This is a genomic window from Microcoleus sp. PH2017_09_SFU_O_A, assembly GCF_020738625.1.
GTDB lineage: Bacteria > Cyanobacteriota > Cyanobacteriia > Cyanobacteriales > Microcoleaceae > Microcoleus.
The window spans coordinates 1-25,979 of record NZ_JAEQCF010000123.1 but is presented as its reverse complement, the minus strand read 5'-3'; the positions used below and the strand labels follow the sequence as shown (position 1 = coordinate 25,979).

At 45.5% G+C, this 25,979-nt stretch carries 26 protein-coding genes and 1 riboswitch; of the genes, 10 read left to right on the top strand and 16 right to left on the bottom strand.

Features of this window, described 5'->3' with window-relative positions; genetic code table 11:
* Positions 1-286: 286 nt before the first annotated feature.
* Positions 287-1,459: a DegT/DnrJ/EryC1/StrS family aminotransferase gene (locus JGK16_RS30545; RefSeq protein ID WP_293178362.1), complete on the bottom strand. Its 1,173-nt coding sequence runs from the start codon at positions 1,457-1,459 to the stop codon at positions 287-289.
* Between the two features lie 127 nt (positions 1,460-1,586).
* Here JGK16_RS30545 and fetB point away from each other — a divergent pair, with 127 nt between their 5' ends.
* Complete coding sequence (gene fetB / locus JGK16_RS30540; protein ID WP_293178359.1) at positions 1,587-2,366, top strand: iron export ABC transporter permease subunit FetB; 780 nt, start codon at positions 1,587-1,589, stop codon at positions 2,364-2,366.
* Between the two features lie 258 nt (positions 2,367-2,624).
* The gene (locus JGK16_RS30535; protein ID WP_293178356.1) at positions 2,625-3,245 is read left to right on the top strand and encodes a Uma2 family endonuclease; all 621 of its coding nucleotides are present in this window, start codon (positions 2,625-2,627) and stop codon (positions 3,243-3,245) included.
* A 116-nt stretch (positions 3,246-3,361) separates the two neighbouring features.
* Here JGK16_RS30535 and JGK16_RS30530 read toward each other — a convergent pair whose 3' ends face one another.
* The 5 genes from JGK16_RS30530 to JGK16_RS30510 form a co-directional block, all read right to left on the bottom strand.
* Entirely contained in the window at positions 3,362-3,595 is a 234-nt protein-coding gene (locus tag JGK16_RS30530) for a hypothetical protein (RefSeq protein WP_293178353.1), read from the bottom strand.
* A 278-nt stretch (positions 3,596-3,873) separates the two neighbouring features.
* Positions 3,874-4,182, bottom strand: coding sequence for a hypothetical protein (locus JGK16_RS30525; protein WP_293178350.1), 309 nt, complete (start codon positions 4,180-4,182; stop codon positions 3,874-3,876).
* On the bottom strand, positions 4,175-5,311 hold the full coding sequence (locus JGK16_RS30520; protein ID WP_293178347.1) for an ATP-binding protein: 1,137 nt from the start codon (positions 5,309-5,311) through the stop codon (positions 4,175-4,177). Before JGK16_RS30520 ends, JGK16_RS30525 begins: the two co-directional genes overlap by 8 nt.
* Before the next feature lie 449 nt (positions 5,312-5,760).
* The gene (locus JGK16_RS30515) at positions 5,761-7,650 is read right to left on the bottom strand and encodes a hypothetical protein (protein WP_293193363.1); all 1,890 of its coding nucleotides are present in this window, start codon (positions 7,648-7,650) and stop codon (positions 5,761-5,763) included.
* Between the two features lie 179 nt (positions 7,651-7,829).
* Positions 7,830-8,504: a nitroreductase family protein gene (locus JGK16_RS30510; protein ID WP_293193364.1), complete on the bottom strand. Its 675-nt coding sequence runs from the start codon at positions 8,502-8,504 to the stop codon at positions 7,830-7,832.
* Here JGK16_RS30510 and JGK16_RS30505 point away from each other — a divergent pair.
* A complete protein-coding gene (locus tag JGK16_RS30505; protein WP_293193365.1) occupies positions 8,503-8,826 on the top strand; it encodes a hypothetical protein in 324 nt (107 codons plus the stop codon). The two genes, JGK16_RS30510 and JGK16_RS30505, sit on opposite strands and share 2 nt — an antisense overlap.
* Here the strand turns inward: JGK16_RS30505 and JGK16_RS30500 are convergent.
* The 4 genes from JGK16_RS30500 to JGK16_RS30485 form a co-directional block, all read right to left on the bottom strand.
* Complete coding sequence (locus JGK16_RS30500; RefSeq protein WP_293186711.1) at positions 8,797-9,780, bottom strand: GntR family transcriptional regulator; 984 nt, start codon at positions 9,778-9,780, stop codon at positions 8,797-8,799. The genes JGK16_RS30505 and JGK16_RS30500 overlap by 30 nt on opposite strands.
* A gap of 608 nt (positions 9,781-10,388) precedes the next feature.
* Positions 10,389-12,080 (bottom strand): adenylate/guanylate cyclase domain-containing protein, encoded by a 1,692-nt coding sequence (locus JGK16_RS30495; protein WP_293193366.1) that lies wholly within the window; start codon positions 12,078-12,080, stop codon positions 10,389-10,391.
* Between the two features lie 325 nt (positions 12,081-12,405).
* Positions 12,406-13,794, bottom strand: a complete 1,389-nt coding sequence (locus tag JGK16_RS30490; protein WP_293186713.1) for an aminopeptidase P family protein — start codon at positions 13,792-13,794, stop codon at positions 12,406-12,408.
* 198 nt (positions 13,795-13,992) lie between these two features.
* Positions 13,993-14,121 (bottom strand): hypothetical protein, encoded by a 129-nt coding sequence (locus JGK16_RS30485; protein WP_293203572.1) that lies wholly within the window; start codon positions 14,119-14,121, stop codon positions 13,993-13,995.
* 69 nt (positions 14,122-14,190) lie between these two features.
* On the opposite strand from JGK16_RS30485, the gene JGK16_RS30480 reads away from it, so the two are divergent.
* Together JGK16_RS30480 and JGK16_RS30475 are read left to right on the top strand one after the other, a co-directional pair.
* Entirely contained in the window at positions 14,191-14,634 is a 444-nt protein-coding gene (locus JGK16_RS30480; RefSeq protein WP_293186714.1) for a DUF4332 domain-containing protein, read from the top strand.
* Between the two features lie 107 nt (positions 14,635-14,741).
* A complete protein-coding gene (locus tag JGK16_RS30475) occupies positions 14,742-15,092 on the top strand; it encodes a Spx/MgsR family RNA polymerase-binding regulatory protein (RefSeq protein WP_293186715.1) in 351 nt (116 codons plus the stop codon).
* A 5-nt stretch (positions 15,093-15,097) separates the two neighbouring features.
* Here the strand turns inward: JGK16_RS30475 and JGK16_RS30470 are convergent, their stop codons facing one another.
* The 5 genes from JGK16_RS30470 to JGK16_RS30450 form a co-directional block, all read right to left on the bottom strand.
* The gene (locus JGK16_RS30470) at positions 15,098-15,550 is read right to left on the bottom strand and encodes a GNAT family N-acetyltransferase (protein WP_293186716.1); all 453 of its coding nucleotides are present in this window, start codon (positions 15,548-15,550) and stop codon (positions 15,098-15,100) included.
* Positions 15,531-17,150, bottom strand: coding sequence for a cyclic peptide export ABC transporter (locus JGK16_RS30465; RefSeq protein WP_293186717.1), 1,620 nt, complete (start codon positions 17,148-17,150; stop codon positions 15,531-15,533). Before JGK16_RS30465 ends, JGK16_RS30470 begins: the two co-directional genes overlap by 20 nt.
* A gap of 159 nt (positions 17,151-17,309) precedes the next feature.
* Positions 17,310-17,909, bottom strand: coding sequence for a Uma2 family endonuclease (locus JGK16_RS30460; RefSeq protein ID WP_293186718.1), 600 nt, complete (start codon positions 17,907-17,909; stop codon positions 17,310-17,312).
* A gap of 22 nt (positions 17,910-17,931) precedes the next feature.
* Positions 17,932-18,420: an OsmC family protein gene (locus JGK16_RS30455; RefSeq protein ID WP_293186719.1), complete on the bottom strand. Its 489-nt coding sequence runs from the start codon at positions 18,418-18,420 to the stop codon at positions 17,932-17,934.
* A 184-nt stretch (positions 18,421-18,604) separates the two neighbouring features.
* Positions 18,605-20,176 carry an NAD(P)H-quinone oxidoreductase subunit N gene (locus JGK16_RS30450; RefSeq protein ID WP_293193367.1) on the bottom strand — a complete coding sequence of 524 codons (1,572 nt, stop codon included), beginning with the start codon at positions 20,174-20,176 and terminating at the stop codon, positions 18,605-18,607.
* A gap of 280 nt (positions 20,177-20,456) precedes the next feature.
* On the opposite strand from JGK16_RS30450, the gene JGK16_RS30445 reads away from it, so the two are divergent.
* Positions 20,457-21,326: a methyltransferase domain-containing protein gene (locus JGK16_RS30445; protein ID WP_293193368.1), complete on the top strand. Its 870-nt coding sequence runs from the start codon at positions 20,457-20,459 to the stop codon at positions 21,324-21,326.
* Between the two features lie 55 nt (positions 21,327-21,381).
* Positions 21,382-21,963 carry a MerR family transcriptional regulator gene (locus tag JGK16_RS30440; protein ID WP_293186722.1) on the top strand — a complete coding sequence of 194 codons (582 nt, stop codon included), beginning with the start codon at positions 21,382-21,384 and terminating at the stop codon, positions 21,961-21,963.
* A 59-nt stretch (positions 21,964-22,022) separates the two neighbouring features.
* Here JGK16_RS30440 and JGK16_RS30435 read toward each other — a convergent pair whose 3' ends face one another.
* On the bottom strand, positions 22,023-22,199 hold the full coding sequence (locus tag JGK16_RS30435) for a hypothetical protein (RefSeq protein WP_293203571.1): 177 nt from the start codon (positions 22,197-22,199) through the stop codon (positions 22,023-22,025).
* A gap of 135 nt (positions 22,200-22,334) precedes the next feature.
* Positions 22,335-22,451: riboswitch (cobalamin riboswitch) on the top strand.
* Positions 22,452-22,503: 52 nt separating this feature from the next.
* Between JGK16_RS30435 and cobG the strand changes: the two genes are divergently transcribed.
* The 3 genes from cobG (at position 22,504) to JGK16_RS30420 (ending at position 25,548) form a co-directional block, all read left to right on the top strand.
* Complete coding sequence (gene cobG / locus JGK16_RS30430) at positions 22,504-23,982, top strand: precorrin-3B synthase (RefSeq protein ID WP_293193369.1); 1,479 nt, start codon at positions 22,504-22,506, stop codon at positions 23,980-23,982.
* Positions 23,983-24,211: 229 nt separating this feature from the next.
* Positions 24,212-24,841, top strand: a complete 630-nt coding sequence (locus JGK16_RS30425) for a precorrin-8X methylmutase (protein ID WP_293186726.1) — start codon at positions 24,212-24,214, stop codon at positions 24,839-24,841.
* Positions 24,838-25,548, top strand: coding sequence for a precorrin-2 C(20)-methyltransferase (locus JGK16_RS30420; protein WP_293193370.1), 711 nt, complete (start codon positions 24,838-24,840; stop codon positions 25,546-25,548). Before JGK16_RS30425 ends, JGK16_RS30420 begins: the two co-directional genes overlap by 4 nt.
* Positions 25,549-25,979: the final 431 nt, after the last annotated feature.

Below are 25,979 nucleotides of genomic sequence, written 5' to 3'. Positions count from 1 at the left end.
GATTTGGTTTTTACCATTGACGGTTAAAGATTTTGAGATCCCGGAGTAGGACGTTCAACCTGTTTCCTCACGTTCTCACGGTCAGCAACCTACGAATACTATAGCAGAAAGCCGTCAAGCTTATGACGGGGTTTTAAACCCAAATTTCTGATAAAAGTACAAGTGATCAGTCAAAACACTTAATATGTTTTCCTGACCGCTGCACCAGTACGACACTGCAACCCTACAATTCCTCTATTCTCAGGTATTTCTTTCGATCGGGCGATCGCACAAAAGCCACTAAATCCTATCCGCCCTTTGCCAAACAATCTTTCAGCCCGTAAATTGCCCTCTCCTGTTGATCCCTCGAAAGTTCCGGGAACATCGGCAAAGACAAGACTTCGCGACAAACTTGCTCAGCTACAGGCAACTGACCGGCTTGATAGCCCAAAGATTTGTAAACAGGTTGCAGGTGCAAAGGTAACGGATAGTAAACCATCGAACCGATGCCGGATTCCTGCAACTTAGTCCGCATCGAGTCGCGGAAATTACCAGAAGGATTTGGCGCGCCTTCTGGACTTGTCAGCCGGATTGTGTCTTGACTTGTCAAGCGAATTGTATATTGATTCCAAACAGGCTTGGCTGCTGGCAATTCCTTGGGGACAGCAACTCCGGGCACGCGGGAAAGAAATTCGCTATAAACGGCTGCTTTCTCGCGCCGTTGGGAGTTCCAACTGTCGAGATACCGCAACTTAATGCTGAGAATCACCGCTTGCAGGGCATCCAGACGGCTGTTGTAGCCTATTTCCTCGTAAAAATACCTAGAAGACTGTCCGTGCTCCTTAAGCATACGCATGGAAGCTGCCAGGGCGCGATCGTTTGTTGTCACCGCGCCGCCGTCACCGCAAGCGCCTAAATTTTTGGTCGGATAAAAGCTGAAGCAGCCCACATGGCCGATGCTGCCGACTTTTCTAGACTCCCACTCGGCCCCGACAGACTGGGCGCAATCTTCGATGACGGCTAAGTTATGCTTGGTGGCAATTTCCATCAACCGAGTCATGTCTGTGGGTTGTCCGAAAATGTGAACCGGCATAATTGCCTTGGTTTTGTCGGTAATTGCCGCTTCCAAAAGTTCGACATCCAGATTAAAAGTCCCGCTGTCAATATCGACAAATACGGGAGTTGCACCCACAGCGCTAATTGTTTCAGCGGAAGCGAAGAAGGTAAAAGGAGTGGTAATTACTTCGTCGCCGGGGCCGATTTTGAGAGCTCGCAAAGCCAAAATTAGGGCATCGGTGCCGGAGTTGCAGCCAACGCAGTCGGAAACGCCTGTGTAGTTGGCAAACTCTTGCTCAAAACTCTTGACGGCGGGGCCGCCGATGTAGCCGCCAGAGGCGAGCACTTTTTGTACCGCAGCGCCGATTTCGTCGCCAATCTGGGCGTACTGCTGGGTTAAATCGAGGGGGGGAACGTTATTCACTCTTGACACCACAAATTGCAACCATTATCAAAGCAAATTCTTACAGCAAAACTGTTTCTCAGAAACCTTTATTCAAATATCTTATAGTTGGACGGGCAAACAATCACTTTATCGAAAGGGAGCGCGGATGTTAATTCTGCTAGATTTTACTGATTTGGGTTGGGCTTTGGGGATGGTGGCGATCGCGATCGGGCTTTCGGCGTGGCAGGGATTGGGGTTGGAAGGGGCTCTGGCGATCGCGGCGGGGCGCACCTTGATCCAGCTAATCGGAGTCGGCTACGTGCTCGCCGTGGTGTTTGCGCCGGAGGGGAAAAATCCGTGGCTGGTGTTAGCAGTGTTAGCAATCATGCTGGCCACGGCTAGCATGGTGGCCACCAACCGGATTAGCAAAAAAATCAAGCACTTGCTGCCGTTAGTTGTGGGTTCGATATCGATCGGTACGGCGTTTACTCTGGCCTATACACACTTGCTAATTTTGCAACCTGATCCCTGGTACGAACCGCAGTATTTGATTCCCCTAGCGGGGATGATTTTGGGCAATGCGATGAACTCAGGGGCGATCGCTGGTGAAAGACTTGTGAGTACAGTTAACAGCAGCCAATTAGAAATAGAAACCCATTTAAGTTTAGGATCGACTCCGCAGCAAGCAGTAAAACAGTACCGCAAAGATGCGATCAAAGCTGGATTAATCCCCACATTAAACACAATGACAGTCGTAGGTATCGTAACATTACCGGGAATGATGACGGGTCAAATGTTGAGCGGTGTCAGTCCTTTGGATGCAGCATCTTATCAAATTTTGATTATGTTTGTGTTGGCGCTAGCAACTTTAATCGCCACTCTATTGTTGACTGAGGGATTGTGTCGGAGTTTTTTTAATCAAGATGCACAATTAATCAAATGGTAATTGGGAATTGGGCCTTGGGCATTTATAATATGAATAGCGCTTATCAGAAAAATTAGGTACGTTGTTGGGCTTCAGCCCTCTGAGTTTAATGATTATCGATCTATCAGTTACACCTCATCTTTTTGAGAAAGGCTATAGGTAAGAACTTGCATTTAGCCTTATTTTCTTGAACAGGCAAGATGCCTGTTCCACAAAGAGTCAGTTTATCTTGTGGGGTGGGCTTCTAGCCCGCCCGATTCATCACCAAGGAGAATAACCATGATTCAAATAGCAGCTAAAACGCTAACTTTTGAAGAATTTGCGGAATGGAAGCCAGAAAACGGACGTTACGAACTGCACAATGGAGAGATTGTTGAAATGTCACAGCCATTAGGAGACCATGAAGAAGTTATCGGTTTTTTAGCCTCCGAATTAACTGCTGAGTTTAGAAAAGAAAAACGTCCATACTTCATCCCCGGAAAAGCATTAATTAAGCCACCAGAAAACGAATCAGCTTATTCGCCGGATATTCTGATATTAAATCGCCCCAACTTAACATCAGAACCTTTGTGGAAAAATTTTTCAACCGTAACTCAAGGAGCATCAATTCCGCTGGTTGTTGAAGTCGTTAGCACGAATTGGCAAGATGACTACATAAAAAAGGTAGGTGAATACGAACTAATCGGCATTCCCGAATATTGGATTGTGGATTATCTCGGTTTGGGCGGCCGTCGATTTATTGGGAATCCCAAGCAACCGACTATTTCGATTTATCGGTTGATTGATGGCGAGTATGAAGTTAGTCAATTTCGGGGAGATGATAGGATTGAGTCGCCAACTTTTCCAGAGTTGAAGTTGACGGCACAACAGATTTTTCAAGCGGGATTGAGTGAAGGATAAAATTGCTGGAAATAACGATATCGGGTAGGGACACGGCAATGCCGTGTCCTCTATTTCATCGCCGTGTTGTCTATTTCAACCGCCCGCTGATATAACCGATGAGGCTAGACCAATTTCTAGGCTTTGCGCTTGATTAAAACGCTAATAAATTGTCCCGGCTTTGGGCCTCGCTGCAACTTACTCCAATCGCCGACGGTGGCGAATCCCAGCCTGTACAAGGTGTGGATGGTTTCTAATACGGTTTTCTGGGAACCGACAACCGTTATCTGCACGATTTCCTGTTCGGATACTGCACAGCCGTCATTTGGCTGCACGGAAGAGTTATCGTCAGGCACGAATTCCTGTGACATAATTATGGTCTCCTGGTTTTTGGTTGTTTTCTGGGAGGAAAACCCAAAAACCCAGCCGCCCCGCATACTAACAAAAGGCAGGGCGGCGACAGAGAATGCTAAGATTCTCGATCAGCCTCCAGACTGCTCATCTCAGTTTGGCGGTTAGCTGTCCGTTGCTGCTGGTTACAGCTTCGGACAGTGCAACTAGATTTTCGGGCGATCGTGGCTGCTTCATCTTCGAGCAAAGCAACCTTAATTTCACAGCGTAGCGGCTTCTGGGGCCGCCGTCAATACATTTAAGATTTTAGATTTTCGTCCCACAACTCGGACACTGCTGCACCATCAGCTTTTAATGCTCCATCTTTACGATGACCTAAATATCTGGGAGGACGGAATCCTAAGCTTTGTTGGAAATTATCTATAATTTGATTAATATTTTTCCAGCAAGAATTCTCTGTGCCAGCTTCTAAACCACTCCATTGATATAGATGTTGCAGCATCTCAGGGTCTAACCAGTCAATTTTTTGCACTAAAGTGCGATCGGCTAATTTAGTAGCGGTTCGTGCGTCTGCACTACTTTCGACAATCACTACAAACTCAATCATTAATTTCTCCTGCAACCACCCAATCTTCTCCCTCCGCATCCCAGAATTCTCCGGTGGTTAAAGTTTGTTTTGCCCATTCTACATCAGGATGTTCATCTAATCTTTTGCAACGAGTCACACCGGAGTTATTGTTACTTAATACATGAACTTGAGACGGAGTAAGTTCATCCACAATGTAGGGAGAATGGGTGGAAAAAATAATTTGCAGGTTGTTGTTTTGTTGAATAATTTCTTTAAAAACAGCGATTAATTCTCGTTGTGCTTTTGGGTGGAGTCCCTGTTCGACATCATCTAGTAACACTAAATTAGGTTGAGTTGGATTTATCAAAACAGTCAGTAATCCGAGGGCGAGCATTGTTCCTTCGCTAATCGCATGGGCTGGAATGCGTTTACCAGTATTCATGTCTAGGACAACTTCTTGCCCTGTCATTTCCTGACTTTCTTCGTAGGAGATAGATTTGCCATCGACTTCGATTAAGCGTTGGCGATTTACCATAACCTTGGCTCGTTTTACGCCTACTTCGCGTACACCTGGTACAATCCGTTTCAACATTTCTTGTAAAGATTGAAACTTATCTGGAGCTTCGTCACGAAGATAGTCTAAGGTAGGTGCTAAGCCTGAACCATCGAACTCAACTCGCGGAATGATTGCATCGCTGTAAGCTGCTTTAGCAAGATTAGTAGCTACTAGCTTAAGATGAACTGAGTATCTCAAAGATTCAGGAATTGGCTCTTTCGTAGTGATTAAGGAAGTTTTAGACATTACTTTCCTATATTCCTGGTTTTTATCGGCCTTCCATGATGCTGTCGGAAACCAAGAATGATTAACTCTTTGTCTCCAGTCATAAGAAGCTTCCCAATCATTACGCTCTTGGTCTCCCCAAAAACCATTTGCAGTAACAGACATATTATTTTGCCCAATAGTTGTAATAAATTGAGGCGCTCTTTCATCCTTAAAAATATCTTCAAATGATGAATTAGTAAGCTGACTGAGATAATGCAATGCTTGCAAAACGGATGTTTTACCAGAACTGTTTTGTCCTACGAGGGCGTGTAAGCCTGAATTGTCAAAATTAATTTCTGTATCTTGATGACTTTTGAAGTTATGAAGTTTTACCTTTTCTAGCATTGGATTGCTAACACCATTTCATACAGTATACTAGCGATTTCAGTCGCGGATTCCCCAATTAATACTCATCGACAAAATCTGGATGAAGCCACAGAAATTCGCGGCGCAATTACTTCGGGAGCATCTCAGTTTTGTTGTTATAGTGCTGTCCACTCCGAGCGAGTATTATACAGCTCGCTCTTGGTGGACAGCACTGCAAGCAAGATGGTTTTTGCAAAAATGTGATGCTCCCAGAGCGCTGAAGCGCAACTACGTACCTTTCCGGAGCGCTGAAGCGCAACTACGTACCTTTCCGGAGCGCTGAAGCGCAACTACGTACCTTTCCGTACCTTTCCGGAGCGCTGAAGCGCAACTACGTACCTTTCCGGAGCGCTGAAGCGCAACTACGTACCTTTCCGGAGCGCTGAAGCGCAACTACGTACCTGCACTGCAAACATGAGATGCTGCCATTACTTCGGTTCGTGACTCGCAATCCGCTTGCCTTCGCCATCGTACACCTGCATCGGAATTTTCGCATTTTCCGCGATCGCCTCCAAGGCCTTTTGCAAAGTAGCAACGTGCTTTTCCACAGCTTGGCGACTCTTCACAGAATTATTGTTATTCGCCTGAATGAAAGTTTGTTGCAACTTCTCCACGTAATCGGAATTCATCTGCACCGCAATCAAACCATTGCTCACAGTATAGTCACAAATTTTTGGCTTGCCTTTGCAAGTTCTATCTAAATCCGTGCGCGCTTTTTGCAAGTTTCTTTCTTCCCGCAACTTAACTTCCGCTTGCTGCAAAGATGTTGTATAGGATTCAATCAGCGGTTTGGCTTTTTGGGAATAGGAAGTAGCCGTCGGAACTTGCTCCGCATAACTCAAAGCTCTTCGCCAGTTTTCCGATGCTTTAAACCAGCCGTTTTTGCCCTCAAAAATTCGAGCTTCCGCTGCTAAAGTCACAGCTTGAGTGTAGGCATTTTCCGAAATTCCTTCCACATTTCGGCGCTCGCGAGCTTGTGAAAGCTTGGTTTCGTATTTCGGAACTAGCAATCTACCTAGTTGATAAGATTGCGTGTTGCTGGGAATTTCTGATATAATTCCTAGGGCTTTTTCCCAACCTGCTTCCACTTGTCCCCATGTCTGCGATGTCTGAGCTACTGCTTCCCGAGCTTCTGCTATTTGGGCTGCACTTTTGGCGGCGATCAACAGTTTTTCGGCTTGTTTTTCTGTGCCTAATTGCCGATTTCCAGTGGCTAAATTCTTTCGGTATTCCTTCGCCTTTGTCTGAGCATATGGATAAACTGGGCTGCTTGTGGGGATTTCTCCGAGTTGGCCGATCGCACTTTGCCACAATTTTTCGGCTTGCTGCAAGCTCTGTTCGGAAACAGGCGGATTTTGGGTTTTCCCGGCTGCCGACTGTGCGAGGCGTGCTGCATCGATCGCAGATGTGATATTTTGACTTTGCTCCTGATATTTTTCGATCGCAGTTTGAGCCTCACCGCGATGAATTGACCAAGCCGGAATTGGTTCCAAAAGTGCGATCGCCTGTTTTAACTGTTCCTGCGCCTCTTCCGGGCTGCTAGCAACCTTGGAAGTTTTCAGAGTCTTCGCCGAATTGTCGCTCAACTGTTTGGCATTGGCTAATGCAGTACATTCTCCGATGACGCAGGGGCGACTCAGCAGGTAATAACCGCCCGCCAAAATCACCGCCACCAGACTTACCATTCCGGCCGCCACCAACATCGTAAACGGTGAAGTCTTCGGCGTTTCGGCGACTGTTACCGCTTCCATATCCAGCGCATCGAAGGGATTTTCTGCGATATTTTCCGGGATTGCAGCTACCTTAAAGGCGATCGGATCGGAATCGCTGGAACTCTCGGAAAAATTAGGGAAATATTCATCACCGCCCGCATTTTTAACATCCGTTTCTAACGGTATTTCCTCCGCTACATCCGCCGTCTCAGCAGCATTTTCGGCTAAAACTATCCCTGTTTCTGCTGCGGGTTGCTTCTCGGGTTTTTTCAGCACTTCCACTGTTCTGGGTCTTGACAAAACAGGGTTGTGCATGGTAAAAGAATGGAAAGCATAAGGCTGTTTTTGCCCGGTGATTTTGAGGCAAAGTCCAATCTGTTGAATCGATTCCGGTTCTATTTCGAGAATTGCTGCTTCTAGCACCGCAAAAGTCGGTTTAGCTTTGAGAACTAAACTGCGCGGGTGTTCTCCCACGACAGTTAAAGAGTCATCTCGAAAATCGCAACTGATATAAAGCGGTAAATTTTTAAATCCGGCTGCTTGCAAGTGCTTTTGTAACTCTACTTCTAGAATTTGTGCCTTGCTTTGTCGCGCTGCTACTGTCATATTTTTTCCTCCTCTGTCTACTATCACCACACTTGAAATTTTAGATTTTAGATTTTAGATTTTAGATTGCAATTTCGGATTGTGAAATTGCAAAATAGTCGGTATTCTGATTTGTTTGAACTTTTGCACAAACTCAGGCAAATCTTAAGTCTCAAATCTCAACTCTCAAATCTTAACTCTCAAATTTCAACTTGCAAGGCCTCTCCATAACTTTCGCTGAAATAAACTTGAGTCACGTCAAAACGACCGCCGTATTGTTTGAAAGGTTCTGCTGCATAACCAAGCGGTAGCAAACAGCATACATCTACTTCTACGGGAATTTGAAAGGCTTCTTTCACCTTAGCTGCGACAAAACCTTCCATCGGACAACTGTCTACTCCAAAGCTTTTAGCTGCAATCATTAAATGAGCTACTGCGAGCATTGTATGTCTGTTTGTCCAAGCTTCTACGGACTCAAAGCATGGATGGTTCTCGAACAATTGCGGGATTGCTTGTCGCATATAACCAGCTAAATTCTCGTTCATTCCACCTACGGCTTTGCCCAATTCGATGACGGCTTCGGTGTTTTCTGGTTCGGCGGCGCGCCGATCGCCACAACAGATTAACACGATCGGGGCTTCTACCACTTGCCGCTGGTCGAAGGCACAAGCTTTTAATTTTTCTTTGCTGGCTGGATCTTTAAGTACAATAAACCGCCAAGGCTGCAAATTATAACCGGAGGGCGATCGCACTCCCAAGCGCAAAATCTCTGCCAATATTGCTGGGGGAATCGGATCGCACTTGAAGCTGCGCGCGGCCCGCCGGCTTTCGATCGCAGTTTTAACATTAATTGAAGGTTGGATTTCAATTGGCATGGATTATTGGTTATTAGTTATTGGTTATTGGTTATTAGTTATTGGTTATTGGTTATTGGTTATTGGTTATTGGTTATTGGTTATTGGTTATTGGTTACTGGTTATTGGTTATTGGTTATTGGTTATTGGTTATTGGTTACTGGTTATTGGAATAACAACTACCAACTACCAACTGTCAACTGTCAACTGTCAACTAAGAGGGCTCTCACGGGGCACTGCCCCTACAACTGTCAACTGTCAACTGTCAACTGCCAACTGTCAACTGTCAACTGTCAACTGTCAACTGTCAACTCTATCCCAAGCCCAACTCGCGTTTGAGTAAATTAATCGACTTAGAGCCGATGTAATTTTCCGAGCATACCAGTTGCGGAGGACGAATAATATCCTCTCTGGCGGCGTTAATGGCAGCTTTTACTGTAGCAAAACTCGGTTGGTCGCAGAAAATAGTTCTAGCCGATCGCACGATCGAGTTAATCTTGTAAGCATCCGACAGCAAAGCCGTCATCACCAGCAAATCCTCGCCCCGGAGACTGTGAATAATCACTTCAGTCGATCGCAACATTCCCGAACTCAGGCTCACGATACCCAAATAACTGTCCTTCGGCAAACTCCCCACTAACTGAATTTCCTGAACATAATCATAGATGTCTACGGGAATCACTCGCACCGAACGCGGCGCCGAAATCAATTCCGCTTGTCCGATAAAATAACGACTGGTGATTACAGTTCCCGCAGAGATGTTATCCAGAAAAGTACCTAAATCTTCCATCGCCACTAACTGGATGGGAATCCGCAAAGCTTGTTCCAGTTCTTTCGCCATCAGCTCACCCACGCCGATGTCTTCTGTGGGGGCTGTGACGACCACCCGCGCGCTGCACCGGAGTCGCCAGTCAATTTCGGCCAAAAATAATTCCCTAGCTTGGTTGAGCGTACAGCCCTGTCCCAGCAGTTGATCCATACTTTCTTGCACTATTTTATTGGCAAGGGGATATTCATCAAGAATCGGGGATTTGAGTTTGCTGCCGCCTTCGTGCCCTTGGGCGCGCACGTAAATCCCCGATCCGGCTTGGGCTTCTACGAGTCCGGTATTTTCTAGTTGTCGGTATACTTTGCTGATGGTGTTGCGGTGCAAACCCGTCTGCATCGCTAGCTGCCTCGTGCTGGGCAAGCGGTGCCCGGGCGGAAACTGGCGCGAGGCGATCGCAAACCTGATTTGATTGAATAATTGCGTAGATGCAGGGATCTCGCTATCTGTTTGAATATGAAACTGAACCATATTAAAGGCTCCGACGACTTTAATTTAATATTTTTATAGGATCTATATACCGCACATGGGATTGCCCGGATATCTCTGCATATAGCATAATCTGATTTGGTTCCTTTGCGACGGCGGTTTTGCTTGGTTTGCGATCGAGCCTGATTGTTCAGGTACTTTCAAGTCTTAGCCGTAGCGTGCGTCAGCAAAAATAATTCTGAATCCTCACAGACGATCTCATTCTGACGCACCAGCTAACAAATTGTACGTCAGAATGAGATTGTGAATTTGTCGCAAAAATTTGCCAAGCTGACGCACCCTATTTAACTCATTTGATCTCTTCCAAAAATATCTAGGCGGGCAAGATGCCCATCCCACAATTTTTTTTTGCTTGTGGGATGGGCATCTTGCCCGTCCCAAATTGTTTATTTTGTGGGATGGGCATCTTGCCCGTCCCAAATTGTTTGCATCTTGCCCGTCCCAAATTGTTTATTTTGTGGGATGGGCATCTTGCCCGTCCCAAATTGTTTATTTTGTGGGATGGGCATCTTGCCCGTCCCAAATTTTATTAAAAACACTTTGGCAATCTCATCTATTCTTCCTAGGCACGCTACTGCACTTAATTTGATTTAATCTCCGGCTATTTCCATCTCGCCTTCTGTCTTTCTACCAGTCATAAAATAAGTCCGCATTTCCCCTTTACCCTTAATCTCAATCAAACCCCGCTCTTCAAATTCATATTTATCCCGCAGCAACTCGTAAGTATAGATACTAACTTGAATGCTGCCGGGGATGCCGTGAGATTCCATGCGGCTGGCTGTATTCACCGCATTTCCCCACAAATCGTAAATGAATTTTTTAGTGCCGATTACCCCCGCTACCACCGGGCCGCTATTAATTCCGATGCGGATGTCAAAATTCGAGTCTAGCTTCACATTTAATTCCTGAATTGCCGCTAGCATATCCAGTGCCATTTCGGCGATCGCCTCTGCGTGATCTGGGCGCTCAATGGGAATGCCACCTACTACCATATAAGCGTCCCCGATCGTCTTAATTTTTTCCAACCCGTGCTTGTCAGTCAGTTGGTCAAAAGTTGAAAAAATTTCATTCAGCAAGTATACCAATTTTGTGGCGGACATCGTAGTAGAAATTTGAGTAAAATTCACCAAGTCAGCGAAAAGAATTGTAGCTTTTTCAAACTTGTCCGCAATTACCCCCGGTTCGTGCTTCAACCTATCTGCAATAGCTTCTGGTAAAATATTTAGCAGCAAACTATCAGTTTTTTTCTGTTCTTTTCTGAGAGCAGATTCCATCTGCTTGCGCTTGGTGATATCGTGAAAGAATACAGAAATGCCATCGTGAGAAGGAAAAGCCCGCACTTCCAACCAGACTTTTAAGGGATGATAATATTTGTCAAAAGTTACTCCGACTTGTTTAGATACAGCTTCATGAGACTCTTTATAGAATACCGAATTTACTAAATCTGGATACTCTTCCCAAAAATTTTTACCAAAAAGTTCTTCCGGCTCGCGCTGCAAAAATTGCGCTGCTTTATAATTGACGTAAGTAAATCGCCACTGGGGATCGAGAGCAAAAAAAGCATCACTCATTCCTTCTAAAAAATTGACAATTTGCTCGTCACTAGAACGGAGTTTTGCTTCTACTTGTTTTTGCCTGAGTTGCGCCCGCTTTAATTTAGCATAATTAATTCGCAACTCCATTTGGCTAATAACTTGCCTTCCTAAAGTCCGCAGGGCTTCTAGTTGTTCTGAGGTGAGATGGCGAGGAACTGTATCTATGGCGCACAAAGTGCCAATGGGGAAACCCTCAGGAGTTACTAACGGTGCCCCAGCATAAAACCGAATATTTGGATCGGAAGTTACTAGCGGATTGCCGGCAAAGCGATCGTCTTCCATAGCATTAGGTATAACTAGCAATTCGTTGGGATTTAAAATAGCGTGAGAACAAAATGCTATCTCTCTGGGAGTTTCTGTTGCTCCAAGACCGACTTTTGATTTAAACCACTGTCTGTTAGTATCTACTAAGCTGACTAAAGCAATAGGAGTGCCGCAAATATAGGATGCTAAAGCTGTTAAGTCATCAAAAGCTCCTTCGGCATCTGTATCGAGAATATTGTAGTGGTTAAGTGCTTTTAGCCTGTCTGCTTCATTGCTAGGCAAAGGTGCAGATTGCATCGGTGGCGGTGCGACTACACTTTTTGTCCGAAAAATGCGCGCCAGTCTCCGTGCTGCAAATTTTTGGACTTGCACCGCTAGTTTTTCAACGAACACAAACAGACCGATTTGCCAAGCTTTATTCATATTTATTTATGTTGGTCACACATGATGGAACTGCGGGCGATCGCACTGAAAGCATCTCAGGTTTGCATTTGTAGTGCATTTCAAGAGTTCTCGTGCTATGTATAGCACGCAAGCCAGCACAGCACTTTCAACAGTTGACAGTTGACAGTTGACAGTTGACAGTTTGAGAGCGACCTCTACCCTTAAGTCAGAGGATTGGAGTAATGAATAGTCTAATTTTCATTTCTCCCTCAAAGGGAAAGGCTTTCAACCAATTCTTTCTGGTAAAAAAAATGCTTTTTGCAAAAATTGAGATGCTGGCGATCGCACTTTTGGCGATCGATACCTATGCACTTATCCCAACTAAGTCCTCAATCTCCAGAGCTTTTGTTGGCAGTTCCCCCGTCAATACTTCTCTACCCCCTGCGCTCACAAGTATATCATCCTCAATGCGTATCCCCCGGACATCCGCAAATTTACCCAACTCGTCCCAGTTTACGAAATTTTCATATTTGGCGCGAGTTTCTGGGTTATTTAAGATAGCCGGAACTTGGTAAAAACCCGGTTCAATCGATACCAGCATTCCCGATCGCAAAACACGATTAAGTCGCAAAAATCCCAGCCCAAACCGACTGCTTCTCACTCTCCCCGCTTCATAGCCTGCCAAATCTCCCAAATCTTCCATATCGTGAACATCCAAACCAATTAAATGTCCGATTCCGTGCACAAAAAACAGCGCGTGAGCATCCATTTCTACCAAATCGTCAACATTACCCCGCAAAATACCCAAATCGACCAATCCTTCCGCCATAATTCTAGCAGCCAACAGGTGAATGTCTTGATATTCCACGCCGGGACTAATCTTATCAATACAAGCATCATGGGCTGCCAAAACTACATCATAAATCGCTCTTTGAGTCGGAGAAAACTTGCCCGAAACCGGCCAAGTGCGAGTCACATCAGCCGCCCATCCCATTGACGATTCTGCACCGACATCTGCTAACAGCAAATCTCCTGCTTGTACCGGATTGTGATAGTGTTCGCTGTGCAAAACTTCCCCCTGCACGGTGACAATACTTGGGTAGGCGTAAGTCATATTTTCCGAGATGATCACACTTTCCATAGCCGCCCGCACACCCGCTTCAATCTTAGCTGTTGGAGTTGCCCTCATGCCCGCTTTGTGAGCTGCTACGGTGACAGCCGCAGCTTGACGCAATTCAACCAAACTGGCTGCATCGTGGCTCAGGCGCAGCGAGACGATCGCCTGAGTTAACTCTAGATCGATGCCGGTTGGCGATTTGGAGGGTGCTAAAGAGCGATCTAGAATATCCGACTGTTGCAACCGGATCGAGCTATCCTGAAGGGCGATCGTAGCTGCATTTGTCCCTCGCGCTTTCAACTCACTCATGGGGAAAGCAGCATCAGCGCCAATTCGTTCAGCAATTTCCGCTCTTTTCGGCATTTCCCCGTGCCAAAGCGTGCTACCAGGATCGGCATCATCTAAGAACAGTTCTAACTTGCCCGATTCTAAACGAATCGCTGCATTTTCTAACGGCAAACCAGCAAAATATAGAAAGTGACTGCTGGCGCGAAAAGGATAAACAAGTGCCGGATAATTGCGAGGAATGCTGCGGCCAGACCATAGAATTACAGGAAAATCAATTAAACTGGCCAGTTTTTGCCGCCGTTCGTGTAAAATATTTCTTAACAATTCATCACCTTTTGTAATTTGCATGGGTCAAAATTCATAATTTTGAGTTCGGTTTGTAGTAAGGACTTCAGTCCTTTGATTCTAAGCATCACAGCACAAAAGTCCAGGCTTCAAATTTAGCAGCCATTTTGGGGAAAAGCCTCATCTTTATTTTCTTTTTTGCTGCACTCTTTAGTGCTATGTTTGCGATCGTCTTTGTCATCATCCTGGGCCTAATTTTGTTCACCACGAACCTTCGCCGACTGCCAGGATAAAAAAGTTGAAAGTGTTACTGCACAAGCAATACAGCAAGAATTCAACACCCGGGATCTGCCAAATTAGTCGATCGGATTGTTGTTGATTTTGTGACATGAGTAATAGCCTCTATTGACGATCGTATATTTTAGACTTTAAAGTATAAGTAAATTCACTGAAAAAAATATGAAAACTTCTCACACAACTTCTAAAACTTCGGTGCAAGTACGCGATTGGCCGATCGAACACTTGCCGGGATTGAGCAACGCAAACCAGTCTCAACTAGAAGAGTGCGGCATCACAACAATCGGACAACTAATTCGGATGACGAAAACACCGGCGGCGAAAGTGCTGCTAGCACAGCAATTACAGATTAACGTTCAAAATCTTAATAAATGGGTAGCAATGGCAGAGCTGGCTCGAATTCCGAGTGTAGGCTGTCAGTATTGCGGGCTGTTGCTGCACGCAGGCGTTGCTTCAGCCGCTCAATTGGCTCAAATGCCTGTGGAGAGACTGCACCAACAAATCCTCAGACTCCACGTAGCGACAATGCAGCGCAATGATTTGACTCCTTCAGTCGATCGCGTGCAAAAATGGGTTCTACAAGCTAGATTAGTTAGCAGTCATTAGTTATTGGTTATTAGTTATTAGTTATTGGTTATTGGTTATTTGTTGCTTCCAATGCCCAATGCTTTTCGACCCAATTCCCAATTCCCAATTCCCAATTCCCAAATATTATGTCTGTTCAAGTTTACGGAATTCCCAACTGCGGAACCTGCAAAAAAGCTTTCCAGTGGCTCAAAGATAACGCTGTCACTTACGAATTTATTAACACAAAAGAACAGCCACCCACTCGCGAAACCATTCACAAATGGGTAGCTACTTTAGGTTTTCAACCAATGCGAAATACATCCGGTCAATCTTACCGCGCCTTGGGTGACGAGAGGCAAGACTGGACGAATGCAGAGTGGGTGGAAGCTTTTGCTAAAGATGCGATGCTGCTGAAACGTCCTCTTTTTGTTAAAGATGGAACGGCTGTTTTAGTAGGTTTCAAAGCAGAAGTGATTCGCGAAAAATTGGGGATTTGAACAAACTAAGTTGAGCGTATTTTTCGCATAAACTTCATTTCACCGATATCATCAGTGAAACCCCAGCGTTTGTAAAATGGGATCATTTTCGGCAAACAGTTAAGAGACAAATTCTCCACGGCTTGCAGTTGGGGATGATTTAAGACTGCATCCATCAACACCTTACCCAGTCCCATCTTTCTGTATGTTGGGTGGACAATCACATCAAAAATTGTGCCTCTGTAGACAAAATCAGTCATGACGCGGGTAAAGCCAATTAGCCGTAGCTTGCGGGGCGGGACGCCATCGCCCTCATCGACCAAACCAATGATAACATCAGTCGCGGCCAGCATCCTCACCACATCCTCCCGCTTCCGCTTGTCGCACCAAAACTCGTTTTTGTACAAATCCATCAAGTCGGAAACCTGACTTTCAGTCAGAGTTTCGACGATTCGATACTTATCCATGTTGTCGGTCATACTGAATTTTACCGTAATCTAGTTTAATTGCGCGATCGGCTAGATCGAAATAGCGATCGTCATGACTAATCACAAACACCGTTTTCCCGCGGCGCTTCAACTCCGGTAACAACTGCTTGTAAAAAATATCCCGAAAAAACGGGTCTTGATCCGAAGCCCACTCATCAAACAAATAAATCGGCCTATCTTCCAAATAAGCCGTCAACAAAGCCAACCGTTTTCGCTGTCCCTGAGACAAAGCCGTAGTAGATAAAATACCATCTTTCACCTCAACCTTCTTATCCAAATGAAATTCACGCAGATATTCAGCCGCCTGATTGTCCAAATCGTGATTAGTCATCCCCAAAAGGCGATCGAACAAATAGAAATCCGAAAAAATAGCAGAAAAATGCTGCCTGTACCACTCTCTATTGTCATTAGTAATCTGCTGTCCATCTAAGAGAATATCTCCAGATTCAGGAATGTACAAACCAGTAAGTAACTTAGCAAAAGTAGACTTACCGCTGCCATTACCACCCACAATAAACACCAATTCACCCGGATGAAACTTTAAACTAATTTCGCCCAAAACAAAATTACTGTCTTCCTTATCTCCCGGATAGCTGTGAGTAGTCCCCTTCAACTCCAGGATTTTCCAATCAGCATTTTTCACTGGTTGAAGCGCAGCATTTATCTCAGCTTGACTCGCCAAAGCCAATCCCATTTTCTCAATCTTCTCCACAGAAGTATTAGCCCTAAAAATAGCCGGCAACCTTTGCAAAATATTCTGAAACGGAGACATCAAATAGGTACTTGTCAGAATATAAGCTGACAAAACAGGCGTAGAAACTGCCACAAATTTCGGCACAGCAAACAACAGCAAACCAATCAGCATAAAAAATAGCAATTGCCCGACTCCCGTCGCCACTGCTGCGGTATTCAGCGCCTGCAAATTGTAATCGCGGGAATCAGCAGCACTTACCTGCAACTCTTCATCAAAAAATTCCTGACGGCGCAACGAATGCAGTTTAAGTTCCTTAATTCCTTCAGTAATGCTGCGAAAATGCTTGAACAATATATCTTGTTCTTCCCGCGCCAAATCAAAAAATTTCCGCATTTTGTTAAGCAGCAACTGTACCGTACCAATAGTCAGCGCTAAAAAAGCAAATACAACAGCAAAAACAACCCCCGAAAGCGTGCTTAAATAAGTCAAACACCCAACAACAACGGCAATATCAACGCAGAGAAAAGGAATCAAAAATATAGTATTAGAAAGAGTTCCCACATCATCGGTAAGGGTAGCCAGCAACCGATTAGCGCCCAATTCTTCCAAGTGCCGCAAAGGAGAAGACAAAATCCCTCGACTCAAACTCAGCCGCAAATTGTAAACAGCTTCTTGAGAAAGGTAGATTAACAAAAATTGGGAGATAACTCCGGTGACGAGGGCTAAAACTGCCAATCCAGCAAAATACCAGACTAAATTTTGATTGGAATTATCGCTGATGGCGCGGTTGATGAAAGCAATTAACTGGGCGCTGCAACCACCGCTAATTAAGCCTGTGAGTATGGCGATGGAAACATTCAACCAAGAAGCTTTTAATAGTAGCCAGATTACATTCATGCGATTTTACTTTGAGTTTAATAAGTGTTCGTAGTGAGGACTTCAGTCCTCTCTTATTTGAAGAGGACTAAAGTCCTCACTACGAACCTGATTGATGCGGACTAAAGTCCTCACTACGAACCTAATTGATGCGGACTAAAGTCCTCACTATGAACCTAATTACTGATGCAATTCAGTCTCGTCTGTTTCAAATATTACTTGATTGTAAATCTCGCTCATTGACATTTGCACTCCCAGCCCAGGGAAAGCAACTGTTACAGATTCTCCCTCATATTCCTGAAACAACCATTGATTTGATTCATTCTTAATATATTGTTCCACTAAAAATTCTTGTTGGCTGACTAATACATACTCGCGGAATTCAGGGATCGATCGATAAAACCGAAACTTATCCTCTCGATCGAAATCCTTAGTAGACTTAGAAAGCACTTCCACAATCATGATTGGATTAAGTATCTCATCACTGCGCCCTTCGCTAAAAACTGGTTCTCCTTCAATCACCATCACATCGGGGTAAGTTCCCCGTCGATATCGAGGAATCCACAACCGCAAATCGTTGTGAAAAACCTCAAAAGGCTGCCCCTCCAGCAAGTTTCCTAAAACTCTGCTCAAATTTCGGATAATCCGGCTGTGATTAATTGTGCCGCCTGTCATCTCTACAATTTCTCCATCGCGATATTCATTTCTAAACTCGGTAGTTTCTTCTAACTCTCGGTACTCATCTGGAGTATAAAAGTTTTGCTTGGTTTTTACTAACATTTTCACCTCTGTTGCGACTTTGTTAATTATTGACTTCGGAAGCATTCATTTCAATAACTGTTGCTTCATTCAGCACGGGAAAATTTACCGAATTCGCAATATAACAAACATGATGTGCATTGTCGTGCAAACTGCGTGCTTTTTCCAAATCATTACCAGCTTCGATGGTTACTTTCGGACGTAGAATTACCTCGGTAAATCTAATTTTGCCATCTTTTTGTGTCATTGTACCTGTCGCTTCATCCGAGTAAGAAATCACCCGAATCGCAGCACGAGCACATAAAGCAAGATAGCTCAACATATGGCAAGCTGACAGCGACATTACCAATAAATCTTCTGGATTGTACAGTGCAGCATCGCCCCGAAAAGTTGGGTCTGCTGAACCTAGGAATGGTGGTTTACCCTCGATATTTATTGTATACTCGCGAGAATAAGCATCATAAGATGAAGTAGTACCTTGACTGGCACCTGTCCAAACTGTATGGATGCGGTAGGTGTGTTCTTTGCTCATTTATATTAATTTGGTAATTAAAATTATAATTAATATTATATCACAGGATCTGTTTGTAGTGAGGACTTCAGTCCGCATCAAATGCTGAGGACTGAAGTCCTCACTACGAACCGATTTTTTGAATTGAAAAAGCGCCTAACTTGTTACAGTTAGGCGCTATATAATCTTTCAAGATTCCCGAAAATTAATCGTTGCGAGACACAAGATTTGATTCAACTTTAGTAGTTGCAACTGGTACAATCCGACTCAATGCTGATTGCAGCATCGGAGTTTTGGTGACAGAATCGTTTGCTAAGTTAAACAAAGGGTTCGATAAAATTCCTGCCAATGTTGTTGCAACTAAGGTGAGTACAACGCTGACCTGCAATGGCCGCATTCCCTGAAGGTTCCAGCGAACTGGCGGATAGTTTTTCACGGAGTCTGACATTTCTTGAGGTTCTTTTACTACCATCATTTTGACGACGCGGATGTAGTAGTAAATTGAAACTACGCTGGTGATTAATGCCAGGATAACTAAGCCGTAAAGTCCAGCTTGCCAGCCTGCCCAAAATAGATAAATTTTGCCGAAAAATCCAGCCAGTGGCGGAATTCCACCGAGGGAAAGCAGGCAAATACTTAAGGCTAATGTTAGCAGCGGGTCTTTTTGATACAAACCGGAGTATTCGCTGATTTGGTCGGTTCCTGTCCGCAGGGAGAAGAGGATGATGCAGGCGAAAGCGCCTAGGTTCATGAACAGGTAAACCAACATATAAAATATCATGCTGGAGTAACCGGCTTCGGTTCCTGCGACTAAACCAATCATCACAAATCCGGCTTGGGCGATCGACGAATAAGCTAAAAGCCGCTTCATGCTAGTCTGGGCGAGGGCCACCACATTGCCTAACACCATGCTGAGTATGGCTAAGGCTGTGAATACGAAGTGCCACTGTTCTGTGAGTGCGGGGAATGCACTTGTTAATAACCGGATGGCTAGGGCAAAACCGGCGGCTTTGGAACCGACGGAAAGGAAGGCAACAACTGGTGTGGGCGAACCTTCGTAAACGTCTGGAGTCCATTGGTGGAAAGGAACTGCGGAGATTTTGAAGGCGATTCCGGCGATCGCAAAAATCAATGCAATCACCAAACCAAGAGATTCACCGTTATTAACTGTAGAAAGGTTGGCTGCGATCGCACTTAGAGTAGTTTGGCCGCCAGACAATCCGTACAGCAGCGAAATACCGTAGAGAAACACCGCCGAAGAAGATGCACCAATTAACAAATATTTCAAAGCAGCTTCATTGGAACGCGGATCGCGTTTTGTGTAACCCGTCAGCAAATAAGACGAGATACTCAGAGTTTCCAACGAAATAAAAATCATCACCAATTCATCGGCGCCACTGAGGAACATTCCCCCCAAAGTAGCCGTGAGCAAAATGCCGATAAATTCCGCTAAAGCAGTACCCGTTTGCAGTACGTAGCGCACGGATATCAAAATAGTGACAGCCGCCGTCAAAGCGATAATTCCGCGAAACACCAAACTCAAGGCATCGCTGTTAAAACCGCCCAGAAACGAGATAGTGTTAGTGTTATCCCACTGCAAACACAAGGCAGCGATGGCGGCCAGCAAACCCGCAACGGCAACGTAGGGAGTCCAATTAGAGGAACTGCGGCCTACGATTAAATCGCCGACGAGAACCACCAAGAGGGTGATGATGACAATTCCCTCGGGTAAGATAGTTCCAGCGTTTAGCTGGGCTGCAAGAGTAGCAAAATCCATATTTTCAGTCACGTTGGGTAATACAGGCCCAAAAGGCTGTAATGGGCAGTTAGCTCGTAAAAATTCTTTACCAAACTGGATTGTAGCTGATTACAGCTTCGCGATCCCAGTTTTGAGATGTTTGTTGCCAGATAAGTTGATACAAGGTACGTAGTTACTCTCTTTGCGCTCTTTCATATAGATTTAAAGAGCGCTGAAGCGCAACAACATACCTAAGCGTTAACTCCCATATTCTGCCTGTTGCGTCCAGGAGTGTAGAAAATTTAACCAATTACTCAACATGACTGACTCGCTAAGTGCCTACAAACAGCAGATTCTGAATGACTTTAACAACCGCCCGGATTACGAAAATGAATTTCACAAACGGGCTGCAACTCGGTTAGTAGAATTGGCAAAATTGCGATCGCACCAGCAAGTTCTAGATATCGCTACCGGCACAGGTTTAGCGGCGATTGCGGCGGCCCAGGTTGTTGGGGCTCTTGGCTGGGTTTTGGGAACTGACTTTGCTGCGGGAATGTTGCAGCAAGCGAGGCAGAAAGTTGCAGGTTTAGGGCTGGCGAATATCGAGTTTGCCGAAGCAGACGCCGACGAACAAGAATTTTCCGACAACCAATTTGATGTAATTTTGTGTTCCAGTGCGATCGTCTATCTGACAGATATTCCGCAAGCCCTCCGTCAATGGTACAATGCTCTGAAACCGGGCGGAGTTGTCGCCTTTTCCTGTCTGGCAGAAACCTCTCCAACCACATCTATATTATTTCGGGAAGTCGTGCAGCGATACGGCATTACGATTCGCAATCCCAACGAGTTACTGGGGACGCACGAGAAATGTTGCCAAATTTTGCGATCGATCGGGTTTGAGAATATTGAAATTACCAACGAGCAATTTGGATTGTACTTACAAGATGCAGAAGCTGCTTGGAATGGCAACGCAAACAGCGCATTTGGACTTCAGGGAGTGCAATGGTCATACCAGCAATGGGAACAATGCAAACAAGACTATTTTGCCGCAATAAATGCAGTCTCAAGGGCACAAGACTTTTGGAACGATGTCACAATATTTTTTGTAATTGCCCGCAAATCTAATATAGGCGATCGCCCAAGCTCCGAAAATTTTTTCGCTTCACCCCTTGACACTGACGCCACGTGAGGGTTTTACGATTGATTCATTCCGCGATCGACTCTGAACCGAAAGGAGGAAAGGTATGCCACCCTTGGCGATGAAAGTCGGCGATTTGGCAAAACAAACAGGTGTGTCCGTCCGGACACTGCATTACTACGAAGAAATTGGTTTACTCTCGCCGTCGGGGCGGACTGAAACAGGCTATCGGCTGTATGCGAATAATGACATTATCCGCTTGCAGCAAATCGTATCGCTGCGACAAATCGGCTTTTCCTTAGAGGAAATCCGAGGATGTTTGGAACAGCGGAATTTCTCGCTAGAGCAAATCATTCAACTCCATGTAGCGCGTCTGAAAGAACAGATTGATTTGTCTCACCGATTGCTCAACCGATTGGAGTCGATTTCTAGCAGTTTACAATCGGCACAATCGGTTTCCGTCGAAAATTTGATTCACACCATTGAGGCAATTTGTATGTTTGAAAAATACTACACGCCTGAACAATTGGAAACCATCAAGCAACGCCGGGAGTTGTTGGGAGAGGAACGAATCCAGCAAAGTCAAACAGATTGGCAAAAACTCATTGAACAGGTTCGGACTCAAATGAAAAACGGCACAGATCCGGCTGACGAATCGGTGCAAGTCTTGGCTCGACGCTGGCTATAACTGGTTCAGGAGTTCACGGGCGGTGATGCGGAAATTGCGCGATCGCTCAACAATATGTATCAACAGGAAGGAGTAGAGGTTGTCTCCCAGGGTGCACTTGATTCAGCCGTGTCTGAATATATCGGCAGAGCGATCGCAGCCTTGAAACAATCAGCATAGTGAGTTTCCAGCAGGGTATGAAAAAAATAAGTTAAAAATCCCCAAGCTTTGTCGATACTGGTTTCTATGACTGGCATATTTAGCCTTTCATACCGTAAATCAGCAACGCCATTTATATTAACAAATGGAATATTCCGGTCTACTGGCGAGTTCGTATTAGCAACTATACAAAATAACCCGGCATTTGTTAAGAAATTCGAGATTTTGTGCTGCTGGCGATCGACTTATGATATATTTCTTAAACCTGAAAGCGGGAAAGTCCGGTGCAATTCCGGCGCTGTGCCGCAACTGTGAGAGTCAGAATGCCGATTTCAGGGCGCGTTTGCCGCGTTTACTTTTAGGTTCCCTGCGTCGCACGGGGAAGGAGATTATTTGTTGCTTTTGAGTGATTTACCGACTTGTCCCGGCTTATTTTACGGTTCCCAAGCCCGAGACGGCGTTTTATCGAGGATGCGGATTCCGGGGGGAATTTTAAATGTACAGCAGTGTTGGTCGATCGCCAATTTAGTCGATCGCTACAGTATCGGCTGTTTGCAAGTCACAAATCGGGCAAATTTACAAATCCGAGAATTGCACTCGGAAATTCCCTCAGAAGTTTGGCAAGATTTACAGGAATTGGGATTAGCGTCTCGGCGCGTTGAAGTTGACCCAATTCGCAATATAATGGCAAGTCCGACAGCAGGAATCGATCGCCAAAACTTACTGGATACTCGCCCGCTAGTTGCAGCTTGGGATAATTACCTGCAAACCAATCCTGAGTTATCGGAACTTTCCGCTAAATTCAGCATTGGCTTTGATGGCGGAGAATTAGTTTCTATCCGGAATTTCCGCAATGATATTTTATTAGTGGCAAAAAGGCGATTGACAAATTCCAAAATTATTTTTGGTCTGCATTTCAACGGCGTTGAGACCGGAATTATAATCGAAGAATCGCAATGTATTGTAGTATTAGCAAGCTTAACAAACGCGTATCTTGAATATACAAAAAGTCAGCCTCGAATTGATGGTAAAAAACCGCGTTTGCGTCATCTACTCGCTGATTGGGGTACAGAAAAATATCTAGAACAAGTAGAGAAAAATTTGCCGTTTGCATTGCGGCAAGAGGCGATCGAACTTTTTCTAAAAGACATATCCAACAACTCTTGTGGAACAGGCATCCTGCCTGTCACGAGCGCACCCAACGGTAATCTCGGCATTCACAGTCAACGACAGTCCGATTTCTCCTACATCGGCATTGCACTCCCCCTAGGCAAGCTAGAATCAAAGCAACTGAGAAATTTGGCAAATTTAGCCCAAAATCTAGGCGGAAGCACCCTGAGACTTACGCAGTGGCAAAATCTGCTGATTTCTGACATCCCCAACTCCCAGGTTTGCGAGGTCAATCAGCAAATCGCCGATTTAGGATTGCACTCATCTGCAACTCGCCTAGATTCCTGCTTAGTTGCGTGCGCCGGTAGCAGCGGCTGTGCGTCAGCAGCGACAGATACTCAAAGTGACGCCCTAGCAATGGTGAGGGATTTAGCGCAAAAACTGACGATCGACCGATCGATCAATATACATTTCAGCGGATGCGAAAAATCCTGCGCCCAACACCAGCCAATTGATATCACCCTAGTAGGAATTCAGATTCAGCAGAAAGGCGAAACGATCGCAGGTTACAACATTTATGCAGGTACAAAAGACTTGCCCTTTGGACGGCAAATCTTCCCAGCCATTAGTGTAGCCGAGATGCCTCGTGCGATCGAGCGAATGTTGCGCGTCTACCAGCGGTTTCGAGAACCTCGCGAGTCATTAGGTGAATTTTGCGATCGGTGGGCGATCGACAAATTGCAGAAATTACTGAACCCAGAAAATCATTAAAACAGACAAACTGTCATTATCTCCCCTTCTCTTTCTTACTTCGCGCCCTAGCGCTGACGCGCGGCTTCGCCTAAAGCGCCTTCGCGGTTCATTAAAAAAAGCCATTCCACAAATCAAACAAACTTCCCCTAACAATTTTAAATAAAGTTAAGTACAGTCTCCCAATTACCAATTCCCAATGCCCAATTCCCAATTCCCAATTCCCAATTCCCAATTCCCAATTATCTTAATGATTGACTACATCCGAGACGGAACAGAAATCTACACCAAATCCTTCGCCACAATCCGCGCCGAAGCAGACTTATCAAACCTGCCGCCAGACTTAGAAACAGTCGCAGTGCGACTAATTCACAGTTGCGGAATGATCGACATCGTTAAAGACTTAGCAGCTTCCCCCCTTGCCGCCACCCACGGGCGCAAAGCCCTCGCAGCAGGCGCACCAATTCTGTGCGATGCCAGGATGATAGCCGAAGGCATCACCCGCAAAAGGCTTCCCGCAGACAATCCAGTGATTTGCACCCTCTGGAATCCCGATGTACCGCAGTTGGCGCGGCAAATCGGTAATACTCGATCGGCAGCAGCACTCGATTTGTGGCTAGATAAGTTAGATGGTGCAGTTGTGGCGATCGGCAATGCCCCGACTGCTTTATTCCGATTGCTGGAAATGCTGGATGCTGGAGCCCCGAAACCGGCATTAATTCTGGGTTTCCCGGTAGGATTTGTGGGGGCGGCCGAATCCAAAGCCGAACTCGCTGCCAACAGTCGGGGAGTGCCATTTATCGCGCTACACGGACGGCGCGGTGGCAGTGCGATGGCAACAGCAGCCGTGAATGCGTTAGCTAAAGAGGACGAACTATGACTAAGACTACTGGTAAATTGTACGGATTGGGCATCGGCCCTGGCGATCCGGAATTGATAACTTTGAAAGCTTATCGGATTTTGCAATCGGTGCCGGTGATTGCGTATCCGGCGATGGAAAATGGTAAAGTGCTCGCGCGCGCGATCGTCGCAGATTACTTGCGCCCAGAACAAATTGAGATTCCGATGCCACTGCCTTTTAGCCCCACGCGATCGTCTCAACCGTATTACGATATTGCAGCCGAGAAAATTGCCGCCCACCTCAGCGAAGGGCGGGATGTGGCGGTTTTGTGCGAGGGCGAACCTTTTCTCTACGGCACGTTTATGTATTTGTTCAACCGTTTGTCGGGCAAATTTACAACCGAAGTTGTGCCGGGAATTTCTTCGACGATGGCGAGTGCGAGTGCCCTGGGAGTGCCACTGACTTATCGTAACGATGTGTTAAGTATTATGCCTGCGACGTTGGACGCTGATGTTTTGCGCGATCGACTGGCGCTGGTTGATGCTGCGGTGATTATTAAGCTGGGGAGGCACTTTGCGAAAGTTCGAGACGTGCTGATTGAGTTGGGACAATTCGATCGCGCACTATATATAGAACGCGCAACTATGCCGAATCAGTCCATTCGGGCGATCGCCGATGTCGATCCGGCCCAGGTTCCCTACTGGGCGTTGGTCATGATACCCAGCCAGCAAAAGTCTGTATCTTGACCTTATTCAACCCACATTCCGCACCCTAGGGCATCACACAGTATAATTACCCTGAAGGCGTTGCTGAATCAGGGTATGAGACGATAAAAAATGCGAGATTGGAGCCGAAAATGATTTCTGGGATTTTGATTGGGAATTGGAACATCTCCAAATTTCAGATAATGAATTAGTAATTTAACTGTCGGGGCGACAAGTCGCCTATAACGCAATACGGTTCACTTAAGACAGATCCCCCCTAACCCCCCTTAAAAAGGGGAGTAGGGGGTGGGACAAGAAGCTCTTAAAGTCCCCGCAACGATGCGGGGGATGCGAGGGGGATCTCCGGGCATAAATAGGGCTTGCTGAAAAAGTCAGAAAACAGCATTTAGAAAGATAAGTGAATTCGAGATCGCCTCGGCAATATAAGTTTTGTCAATTTTTTTCTGCCGAAA

Coding starts and splice junctions, on each gene's coding strand:
- fetB (WP_293178359.1), top strand. CDS start 1,587: ATGTTAATTCTGCTAGATTTTACTGATTTGGGTTGGGCTTTGGGGATG.
- JGK16_RS30535 (WP_293178356.1), top strand. CDS start 2,625: ATGATTCAAATAGCAGCTAAAACGCTAACTTTTGAAGAATTTGCGGAA.
- JGK16_RS30530 (WP_293178353.1), bottom strand. CDS start 3,595: ATGTCACAGGAATTCGTGCCTGACGATAACTCTTCCGTGCAGCCAAAT.
- JGK16_RS30525 (WP_293178350.1), bottom strand. CDS start 4,182: ATGATTGAGTTTGTAGTGATTGTCGAAAGTAGTGCAGACGCACGAACC.
- JGK16_RS30520 (WP_293178347.1), bottom strand. CDS start 5,311: ATGCTAGAAAAGGTAAAACTTCATAACTTCAAAAGTCATCAAGATACA.
- JGK16_RS30515 (WP_293193363.1), bottom strand. CDS start 7,650: ATGACAGTAGCAGCGCGACAAAGCAAGGCACAAATTCTAGAAGTAGAG.
- JGK16_RS30505 (WP_293193365.1), top strand. CDS start 8,503: ATGGATTATTGGTTATTAGTTATTGGTTATTGGTTATTAGTTATTGGT.
- JGK16_RS30510 (WP_293193364.1), bottom strand. CDS start 8,504: ATGCCAATTGAAATCCAACCTTCAATTAATGTTAAAACTGCGATCGAA.
- JGK16_RS30500 (WP_293186711.1), bottom strand. CDS start 9,780: ATGGTTCAGTTTCATATTCAAACAGATAGCGAGATCCCTGCATCTACG.
- JGK16_RS30495 (WP_293193366.1), bottom strand. CDS start 12,080: ATGAATAAAGCTTGGCAAATCGGTCTGTTTGTGTTCGTTGAAAAACTA.
- JGK16_RS30490 (WP_293186713.1), bottom strand. CDS start 13,794: ATGCAAATTACAAAAGGTGATGAATTGTTAAGAAATATTTTACACGAA.
- JGK16_RS30485 (WP_293203572.1), bottom strand. CDS start 14,121: ATGTCACAAAATCAACAACAATCCGATCGACTAATTTGGCAGATCCCG.
- JGK16_RS30480 (WP_293186714.1), top strand. CDS start 14,191: ATGAAAACTTCTCACACAACTTCTAAAACTTCGGTGCAAGTACGCGAT.
- JGK16_RS30475 (WP_293186715.1), top strand. CDS start 14,742: ATGTCTGTTCAAGTTTACGGAATTCCCAACTGCGGAACCTGCAAAAAA.
- JGK16_RS30470 (WP_293186716.1), bottom strand. CDS start 15,550: ATGACCGACAACATGGATAAGTATCGAATCGTCGAAACTCTGACTGAA.
- JGK16_RS30465 (WP_293186717.1), bottom strand. CDS start 17,150: ATGAATGTAATCTGGCTACTATTAAAAGCTTCTTGGTTGAATGTTTCC.
- JGK16_RS30460 (WP_293186718.1), bottom strand. CDS start 17,909: ATGTTAGTAAAAACCAAGCAAAACTTTTATACTCCAGATGAGTACCGA.
- JGK16_RS30455 (WP_293186719.1), bottom strand. CDS start 18,420: ATGAGCAAAGAACACACCTACCGCATCCATACAGTTTGGACAGGTGCC.
- JGK16_RS30450 (WP_293193367.1), bottom strand. CDS start 20,176: ATGGATTTTGCTACTCTTGCAGCCCAGCTAAACGCTGGAACTATCTTA.
- JGK16_RS30445 (WP_293193368.1), top strand. CDS start 20,457: ATGACTGACTCGCTAAGTGCCTACAAACAGCAGATTCTGAATGACTTT.
- JGK16_RS30440 (WP_293186722.1), top strand. CDS start 21,382: ATGCCACCCTTGGCGATGAAAGTCGGCGATTTGGCAAAACAAACAGGT.
- JGK16_RS30435 (WP_293203571.1), bottom strand. CDS start 22,199: ATGCCAGTCATAGAAACCAGTATCGACAAAGCTTGGGGATTTTTAACT.
- JGK16_RS30425 (WP_293186726.1), top strand. CDS start 24,212: ATGATTGACTACATCCGAGACGGAACAGAAATCTACACCAAATCCTTC.
- JGK16_RS30420 (WP_293193370.1), top strand. CDS start 24,838: ATGACTAAGACTACTGGTAAATTGTACGGATTGGGCATCGGCCCTGGC.